The sequence below is a fragment of the Micromonospora sp. ABR4_055 genome (assembly GCF_056160425.1).
Map to the genome: position 1 here is coordinate 82,564 of NZ_JBSWXD010000005.1, position 7,408 is coordinate 89,971.

Here is a 7,408-nt window from a genome sequence, read left to right on the forward strand (position 1 = left end):
TGACCGGTCAGCCCGGCCCGATCCATGCTGCAAGCTCGACAGGGTCAGCGGCACCGCCGCAATGGCGGACAGTCCGGTACACGGCCCGCACTAACTCAGGCCGTTCCCGCAGTGCGTCCGCAGCCGGGCCCGGCCGCGTATTCGCCAGGACCAGCCCGAGTCCGGCCCAGGCGCTCGACAGGTCGTGATCCGCCGACAACTCGTGCAGATATCCGCGTTGGGCGGTCTCCCGATCACCGGCCACGTAGGCCACGTCTGCAGGGCTCGCACCCGTCACCCGGGCGCCGATCGCCGCTGAGTCCTCTCGAAGCCGCTCGAACCCGGCGGCGTCGGTCAGGCGCCAGAGCTCCAGGACCGCTCGCGCGTCGAGTCCGCGGGCGTTGGGGTCGGCTTTTAGAGCCGGCGCGGCGGCGGGTAGGTCGGGTCGGTCAGCGCCGACCGTCCAGGCCGCCGCAAACGCAGTGACCACCTCGACGGGCGGCCGCAGGTGATGAAGGCGCCAACGGGCCCGATGGTCTGCGACAGCGTCGCGGGCGGCGGCGAGTGGTTGATCGGGGACGTTGTCGGTCTGCCATCGGTCCGCAGTCGCTGTGAGGCCTGCCACGAGTCGGCGGCCGACCTCAGTGAGCTGCGGCAACTTTGCCATCAGGGCCAGTACCGTGCGTACTTGACGGTGCCACCGGGCGAACTCGAAGTGCGCCAGCGTACCGGCGCTGCCTGTGGCCCGATGGCGCACCGCCCGCCAGAACTCGGCTATGCCAGCGAACGCGTACACCCCCTGCAGCAGGCCGCCCAACGGCCGGGGATCGTCTCGCCACGGCGCGTACAGACGCTCGGCGGGCTCGGCGGTGTGCAACGGAGCCAGGTGCAGAAGGGCGCCGAGCTTGATGTGCTGGAACTCGTGCACCAGCGTCACCGCGAGTTCCATGGCGTCACGCGGCTCCGACATGATCATGCTGCCGAAAGCATCACCGGCCGAGGCACTCATCGTGCGGAACCGCTCCGTCGGTGGCTGCGGCACCACCGAGAAAAGGCCCCGTGTCATCGGCAATGCCAGCGCCGGGCTGGTCTCAACGAGCAACTGCCACGCATGCGTGAGCAGATTACGCCAACGATCGAGTTCCGGTTCGCTCAGCGCCTGGGGCGGCGTCGGAGCCCGCAGATTCCGGTACGGGTCGAGGCAATCCAGCCGCACCGCAAGAGTGTGTCCGTCGGCCTGGACGTGCACACTAGGCATGGCATTCCAGCCGTCGCCACCTACTCCGACCTCGCCCGCCAGCGTGCCGACGACACCGTAGCCGGCAGACCCCCGCACCTCGGTGATATCCCACTGTGCGGCACCCGGTATGGCGACGGCGCCGAGGGTCGGCAGCACCGTGAAACCGTCCCGCACCGGCACGGCGATGCTGAAGCCAATACCGGCACGCAGGGCTGCTGCGGCGGCAAGAGCGTGCAGATAGCCGAGGTCAACCCACAGCGGCGCCGCAGAGCGGGTTGTGCCACGCAGACGCCGCAACGTGTAACCCGCCCAGACACCCGCTTGGGGGTGCAGCAGCAGGGTGTCGACCACAGCAGGATCATGTCGTTCCACCTCGGTGAGCAGTTCCCAGGCGGTCCAGACGGATGGAAGCGGGCTCATGTCGAGGTGGGGGCCGACGATGTCGAGCAGGGCGCGCAACTGCAGGAGGCGCCAACTCCGCTCGATGGCGAGGAGCTCAGCGACGGTGCGCGCGTCACCGCCGCCGGCGAAAAGCACGCTGACGTGCTGCTCGTCGAGTCGATGTTGGCGGGGCGGCCTGTTCACAGCACCATCATTGCCCATCCGGAATTTCCAAGCCAATCGTTCAGTCGATGCGCTGAGGATTGTATCCACTGGTGATGCTTTCAGGATCATCGATCCGCCGCAGCAGCCGTCGCATGGTCGCGGCGAGGATCCGCTCGTCATACCTCGGAAGATCGACAAGTGTCACCTCCGTGAGGTCCACAAGGTCAGACTCGATGTCGTCGATCGATCGGCTCACGACCGGCGTCTCCTCACGTCGTTACGGTTCCTTCGCTCATCATGTCGCACCAGGTGACGATTCCGGAAGCGGTAGGCGGCGTCGGGAGCCCACTTCGGGAACCCACCAAGTTGCCCTCCTGCGGTAGGTTGTCACCATGTCAGGGCACCTCGGAGTCGTGCTCGTACACGGGTTTCTGTCTTCGGCCGCCACGTGGTCGCCATTTCTGCGGCTCATCGAGACCGACGCCGACCTCGCGTCCCTCGACCCCTACACCTTCGAGTACCCGAGCCCGCCCGTCTCGCTGAGCCCGCTGCGACGGATTCCCAACATCAATGACATCGCCGACAGTCTTCGCACCTACCTGACGAACGACCGCAGTGACCACTCTGGACTCATTCTGGTCACCCATAGCCAAGGGGGTCTCGTGGTGCAGCGGATGCTTGCCCGTACCCTCGCCGACGGAGGAGGCCCGGAGTTGGCCCGTATCCGCCGGATCGTCCTGTTCGCCTGTCCCAACTCCGGCTCCGAACTGGCCCTGTTGCTGCGCCGAGGCGGCCTGTGGCGGCATCCCCAGGAACGTGAACTGCGGCCGCTGAACCAGGCTATCTCCGACGCGCACCGGATCGTCGTCAACCAGATCATCCACGCCACCGCCGTCACGGCCGCCACCTGCCCGATCCCAATTGTCGCGTACGCCGGTGAAAGCGACGGAGTCGTGACACCCGTCTCGGCGAGGAGTGTCTTCCCCGAGGTAGGGGTGCTACCCGGTGACCACTTCTCGATCATCAAGCCGGATTCACGGGGGCACCGTTCCTATGTGGCCCTGAAACGCCACCTGAGGGAGGCCCTGTCGATGACCGACGCTCCGGCGCCCCGAACGTCCGGCGATCGGCTCCCCCTGACGACGCCGGCCCGCGCGACGGCCGACCTGTACCGCGCTCTGGTAGATCGGTTGCTCGCTGTCCCACGGATGACCGAGCCGGCCTTCCGCGAACAGGTCTATGAGCTGCTGCCCCCGGTGATTGTGCATCAGCTACGGCGGGACACCGCCGCCCGGATGGAGCTGTTCTCTCTCGTGCGGAGTTTCGAGTCTTACCGGCATCTTGCCCCGTGGGTTTTCCTCGCCGCCGCCTTGGAGACACTCGTCCCAGACCATCCGGCCGTCGCCGATGTGGTCGAGGTTTTGACGAGTTCGGGTCTGGTCGACCCGTCGTAGCGCCGGTGAGCAGGGGCCGGCTCCCGGCGCGTCGGACGCCACCCGCCCAGACATCCGGAGGTGTCTCCCACCGCTTACACGGCTGCCCGGCCGGTGGTGTTGAATGCCCGTCCGTCCAGGACAGCCGCGTCGATGGAATCGGCGGGAGCCGGATCTTCGATAGGGTCGAAGGCGACCACCACATAGCCGACGGAGCAGGTAACCGATCACATGGCGACGCAGGTCATCGTGCTCAACGGTGGTTCCAGCTCCGGCAAGTCCGGGATCGTCCGGTGTCTCAAGCACCTGCTGCCCGGCCCGTGGATCAGCTTCGGCATCGACGACCTGATCGAGCGGCTGCCGCCGGCCATGGTGACGTTCGGCGCGCAGGGCGAGGTCATCCTCGGCGACGGCTTCGACGAGATGCAGCACGCCTGGCGGGTGGGTGTCGCGGCGATGGCGAAAGCCGGGGCGCACATCATCATCGACGAGGTCTTCCTCGGCGGCAGCGCCTCCCAGGAGCAGACACGTCGATATCTGGACGGCCTGGCCGTGCTGTGGGTCGGGGTGCGGTGCGCTGCGGACATCGCGGCGTCGCGGGAGATCGCCCGTGGTGACCGGGTGGTCGGAATGGCAGCGTCGCAGGCCGAGATGGTCCATGAGGGAGTCGAGTACGACATCGAGGTGGACACCAGCCACCTGGAGTCGCTGGACTGTGCCCGAATGATCGCTGCGCGGGTGGTCTGACCGGCTCAGTCCTTCGTCTCTGGAGGTTCGACGTACCTGACCGGACTGATCTGCGGCAGGTGCAGGAAGACGTCGACGGAACCGGCGAGGTCGTCGAGCTCGGAGTAGTGCCGCTCGTCCTCGTCGGGGCGGTACATGCCGGAGATCAGGCGTACGGCGTGCCGGCCGGCCAGCCACCGCCCGACCGCGTCGGGTTTCGGGGCGGCGGTCAGGTCGACCGCGTACCCCGCGCCCAGCCTGGCCGCGACATGGTCGAGCGTCTGGTCCAGGCTGCCGGGGCGGGGTGCCGGCAGGTGGAAGCCCCGGATGCGGCCGGACCCGAAGGTGGTCAGCACGCAGCGGTAGCCCGTCCCGAGGCGCTTGCGGAGTCGGGAGCCGAAGCTGGTCCCCCGGGCGGCAAGGTGACCGATCCCGTCCCAGACGACGGCTCGCCGGCCGGTGGCCCGCAGGTGTTCGACGAGCTGGTCTGCGGCGGCCGTCTCTTCGTCGTCGCCGTCGTGGCCCTGGCTGAGGGAGGTGGCGTGGAATCGCACGATGCGGTCGAGCGCCGCGAGCGCCCGGGTCGCGTCGTCGGTGCCGGGTTCGAGTCCGGCTGCCGTCGCGGTACGGGCCTGCCGGGCCAGGTCGACGAAGGGCGCGCCGGTCCACCTGCCGTGGGCGCGTTCGACGTGTTCGCCGCCGCCGTGCGCGACCCGGATCGTCGCCAGCAGCGCCGATATCTGATCGTGGTCGCGGGTGCCCGCTGTCAGGGCGAGGACCAGGTCGTAGTCGGCGGGCACCGCCGTGGGGCGGACGATCCCACGAATCTCCACCTGGTCGGCCGGCTGGGTGGCGTTGTGGGCGCGCAACCAGAGCAGCACGCGGCGCAGCGACTCGGTGCGCCACGGCCCCCATGCGTCGGCCAGGATCGCCTCAGGACCGGTATCTGACGTCTCCCCGGTCCTGGCCCACCGATCGAGCCGTGCACCGATCTCGGTGGTGTCCTGGATGACGACGGTACGCACGCCTCGGGTCACCAACGCCTGGAGCAGGTCGGCCTGCAGCTCGCTGACCTCGGCGCTTTCCCGGGTCGTCGGCGCGAGTCCGATGACGGTCGGCGCGGCAGCCGCGTCGCGGTCCGCCCGCCGCGGCGAAAGGTCGTCGGCGAGGTCGATCACGACGTCCCGCCACGGGGTGTCGCCGTACGGTCGCATCGGTCGGGCGTGGGTGGACAGCCAGTCGAGGACCGCCGCCGGAGCGTCCGTGCTCATCGGACGCTCCCGTCGGCGGCGGGCGCGCGGGTGACGTCGAGCGCCCCGGCCAGCTCGGCCAGCATGCGGGCGCGGGTCTCGACGTCTCCAGCCCTGGCCGCGTACCGCCCGTCGACGACCTGGTGCGGTGAGAGGTGCAGCGACGTTCCCACTGGGCGCATCCGCAGCTCCTCGGCCACCTGGCGCAGCTGCGCCACGGCGCGGCCGCCGCCGGAGATCCCGTAGCCGACGAAGGCCACCGGCTTGTCGTTCCACTCGGCGTACAGGTGGTCGAGGGCGTTTTTCAGTACGCCAGGGAAGGAGGCGTTGTACTCGGGGACGACCATGACGTACGCGTGGTAGCTGGCGATCGCGGCGGCCCAGCGGCGCGTGGCCTCGTGTTCGTAGCTGCCGAAGACGGCGGCGACCGGCTCGCCCAGCATCGGCAGGTCGACGGTGGCCAGGTCGACCACTTCCAGGCGGAGCTCCGGCTGGCTGCGGTCCGACGCCACCCACTGGGCGATGGCCGGTGACCGCCGGGTGGGTCGCGTGCTGCCCGCGATCACTGCGACCCGCAGCGGTCGGTCCGGGGTGGCGACGTTGTCCGTTTCCATGCCGCTGACGGTAGAACTTGAACAATAGTTCAAGTCAAGCGACGATGCGTCCCATGTCCAATGCCATCATCTCCCCGGCGACGCTGAGCGTGGGTGAGGTCGCGGCTGCCAGCGGAGTCGCCACCTCGGCCATCCGGTTCTACGAACGCCAGGGGCTACTCACCTCCGTCCGCACCAGCGGCAACCAACGCCGCTACGACGAGTTCGCCCCGTGCGTGGTGCGGATCTGCCGGGTGGCCCAACGGGTCGGGCTCAGCGTGCAGGAGATCGTCGCCCTGTTCGCCGCCCTGCCGGCCAGCCCGACCGAGGCCGACTGGCAGCAGCTCACCCGGGCGCTCGTCGCCGAGGCGGAGCGCCGCATCGCCGAACTGCACGACGCGCTCGACGACATCGCCTCCGGCGAACCGCTCTGCAAGCTACCGGCCGGCGGACGCGCGCGCTGACTCCAGAAGCCGGTTACCCGGGCACCAGGTGGTAGCCGACGCCTCGGACGGTGCGTACCCGTGGCCCGTTGGGCAGCGCCGCGAGCTTGCGCCGTAGTCGCTTCACGGTGGCGTGCAGCGCGGCCCGGTCGCCCAGATAGGCGCCGCCCCAGACCGCCTCGAACAACTGCCGGTACGTCCACAGCCGCAGCGGTGGACCGGCCAGCCGCAGCAGCGTCTCCCGCTCCAACGGGGTGAGCGCCAGTGCCTCGCCGCGCCAGGTGACCTCGGTGGAGACCGGGTCGAGCAGCAGGTCGCCGACGCGGATCAGCTCGGCCCGCGGCGGACCGGTGGTCGCCGTCGGCCTGGCAGTCGCCGCCAGTCCATCGGCCACCGCCGTCGACAGCAGCATTGTCCGCAGCTCGGTCAGGGTGTTGACGACCAGCACCGCACCGAGGTCGTCGACGCGGGACACCAGTCGCTCGCGTACCGCCGGGTCCGTCGACACGCACACCACCAACGGCACCTCGCCACCCGTCACCGCATCTCCGTTACCTCTCAGTGGGCTTTAGTGAGCGCACGGTTGGTAGTCCTGCCTTGCGGTAGGACGGTCCCGGTCTGATCCGCTTGAGCGGTGCCGGGTTCACGCTTCACGGCCACCTGCCCGCGTGTGCGGGTCTTCTGGTCGGCTCCACGTGCTGCCACCGGGCCACTCCCGGCGGTTGCCGCCGCAAGGGCGGCCAGGTTCACAGCGGCGTTGCGGTCACGGTCGATGACTAGACCGCACGCCTCACACCGGTATTCACGCTCGGACAGGGCCAGCTTGGTTTTCACCGTGCCACAGCCCGAGCAGGTCTTACTGGACGGGTACCAGCGGTCGGCCACCACAAGCCGGCCGCCGTTCCATCCGGTCCTGTACGCCAACTGGCGGCGGATCTCCGCGAATCCGGCGTCGGCGACGTGCCGGGCCAACCGCCGGTTGCGCAGCATGCCGGTGACGTTGAGGTCTTCCACCACAACGGTGCCGTACGTCGTGGCGAGCCGGGTGGTGAGCTTGTGCAGCCCGTCACGGCGCAGATGAGCGACCCGGGCGTGAGCGCGACCGAGCCGGCTCGCGGCCCGTTCCCACCGCTTCGAGGGACGTCGTCCGGTACGCCGGTCCGGGCCCTGCTTGCGCGACAGCGTCCGGCCGAGCGCA

9 protein-coding genes are annotated in these 7,408 nt (G+C 69.3%); 3 read left to right on the forward strand and 6 right to left on the reverse strand.

Annotation, left to right across the window (positions count from 1 at the left end; all coding sequences use genetic code 11):
- Positions 1 to 7: 7 nt before the first annotated feature.
- Both ACXAHD_RS03420 and ACXAHD_RS03425 read right to left on the reverse strand, forming a co-directional pair.
- Positions 8 to 1,804 (reverse strand): HEXXH motif domain-containing protein, encoded by a 1,797-nt coding sequence (locus tag ACXAHD_RS03420; protein ID WP_475048525.1) that lies wholly within the window; start codon positions 1,802 to 1,804, stop codon positions 8 to 10.
- Positions 1,805 to 1,844: 40 nt separating this feature from the next.
- Positions 1,845 to 2,021 (reverse strand): hypothetical protein, encoded by a 177-nt coding sequence (locus tag ACXAHD_RS03425; protein WP_475048528.1) that lies wholly within the window; start codon positions 2,019 to 2,021, stop codon positions 1,845 to 1,847.
- A gap of 136 nt (positions 2,022 to 2,157) precedes the next feature.
- On the opposite strand from ACXAHD_RS03425, the gene ACXAHD_RS03430 reads away from it, so the two are divergent.
- Together ACXAHD_RS03430 and cpt are read left to right on the forward strand one after the other, a co-directional pair.
- A complete protein-coding gene (locus tag ACXAHD_RS03430) occupies positions 2,158 to 3,219 on the forward strand; it encodes a DUF7379 domain-containing protein (protein WP_475048530.1) in 1,062 nt (353 codons plus the stop codon).
- A gap of 210 nt (positions 3,220 to 3,429) precedes the next feature.
- The gene (gene cpt / locus ACXAHD_RS03435; RefSeq protein WP_475048533.1) at positions 3,430 to 3,945 is read left to right on the forward strand and encodes a chloramphenicol phosphotransferase CPT; all 516 of its coding nucleotides are present in this window, start codon (positions 3,430 to 3,432) and stop codon (positions 3,943 to 3,945) included.
- 5 nt (positions 3,946 to 3,950) lie between these two features.
- Here cpt and ACXAHD_RS03440 read toward each other — a convergent pair whose 3' ends face one another.
- Together ACXAHD_RS03440 and ACXAHD_RS03445 are read right to left on the reverse strand one after the other, a co-directional pair.
- Positions 3,951 to 5,195: an erythromycin esterase family protein gene (locus ACXAHD_RS03440; RefSeq protein ID WP_475048535.1), complete on the reverse strand. Its 1,245-nt coding sequence runs from the start codon at positions 5,193 to 5,195 to the stop codon at positions 3,951 to 3,953.
- Positions 5,192 to 5,788, reverse strand: a complete 597-nt coding sequence (locus ACXAHD_RS03445) for an NADPH-dependent FMN reductase (protein WP_475048537.1) — start codon at positions 5,786 to 5,788, stop codon at positions 5,192 to 5,194. The genes ACXAHD_RS03440 and ACXAHD_RS03445 overlap by 4 nt, the downstream gene beginning before the upstream one ends.
- Positions 5,789 to 5,841: 53 nt before the next feature.
- Here ACXAHD_RS03445 and ACXAHD_RS03450 point away from each other — a divergent pair, with 53 nt between their 5' ends.
- The gene (locus ACXAHD_RS03450) at positions 5,842 to 6,231 is read left to right on the forward strand and encodes a MerR family DNA-binding transcriptional regulator (RefSeq protein WP_416631923.1); all 390 of its coding nucleotides are present in this window, start codon (positions 5,842 to 5,844) and stop codon (positions 6,229 to 6,231) included.
- A gap of 13 nt (positions 6,232 to 6,244) precedes the next feature.
- Here ACXAHD_RS03450 and ACXAHD_RS03455 read toward each other — a convergent pair whose 3' ends face one another.
- Entirely contained in the window at positions 6,245 to 6,751 is a 507-nt protein-coding gene (locus ACXAHD_RS03455; protein WP_416631921.1) for a winged helix-turn-helix domain-containing protein, read from the reverse strand.
- Between the two features lie 17 nt (positions 6,752 to 6,768).
- Positions 6,769 to 7,408: RNA-guided endonuclease TnpB family protein (locus tag ACXAHD_RS03460; RefSeq protein WP_475048541.1), on the reverse strand; the 640-nt coding region annotated here is incomplete at its 5' end.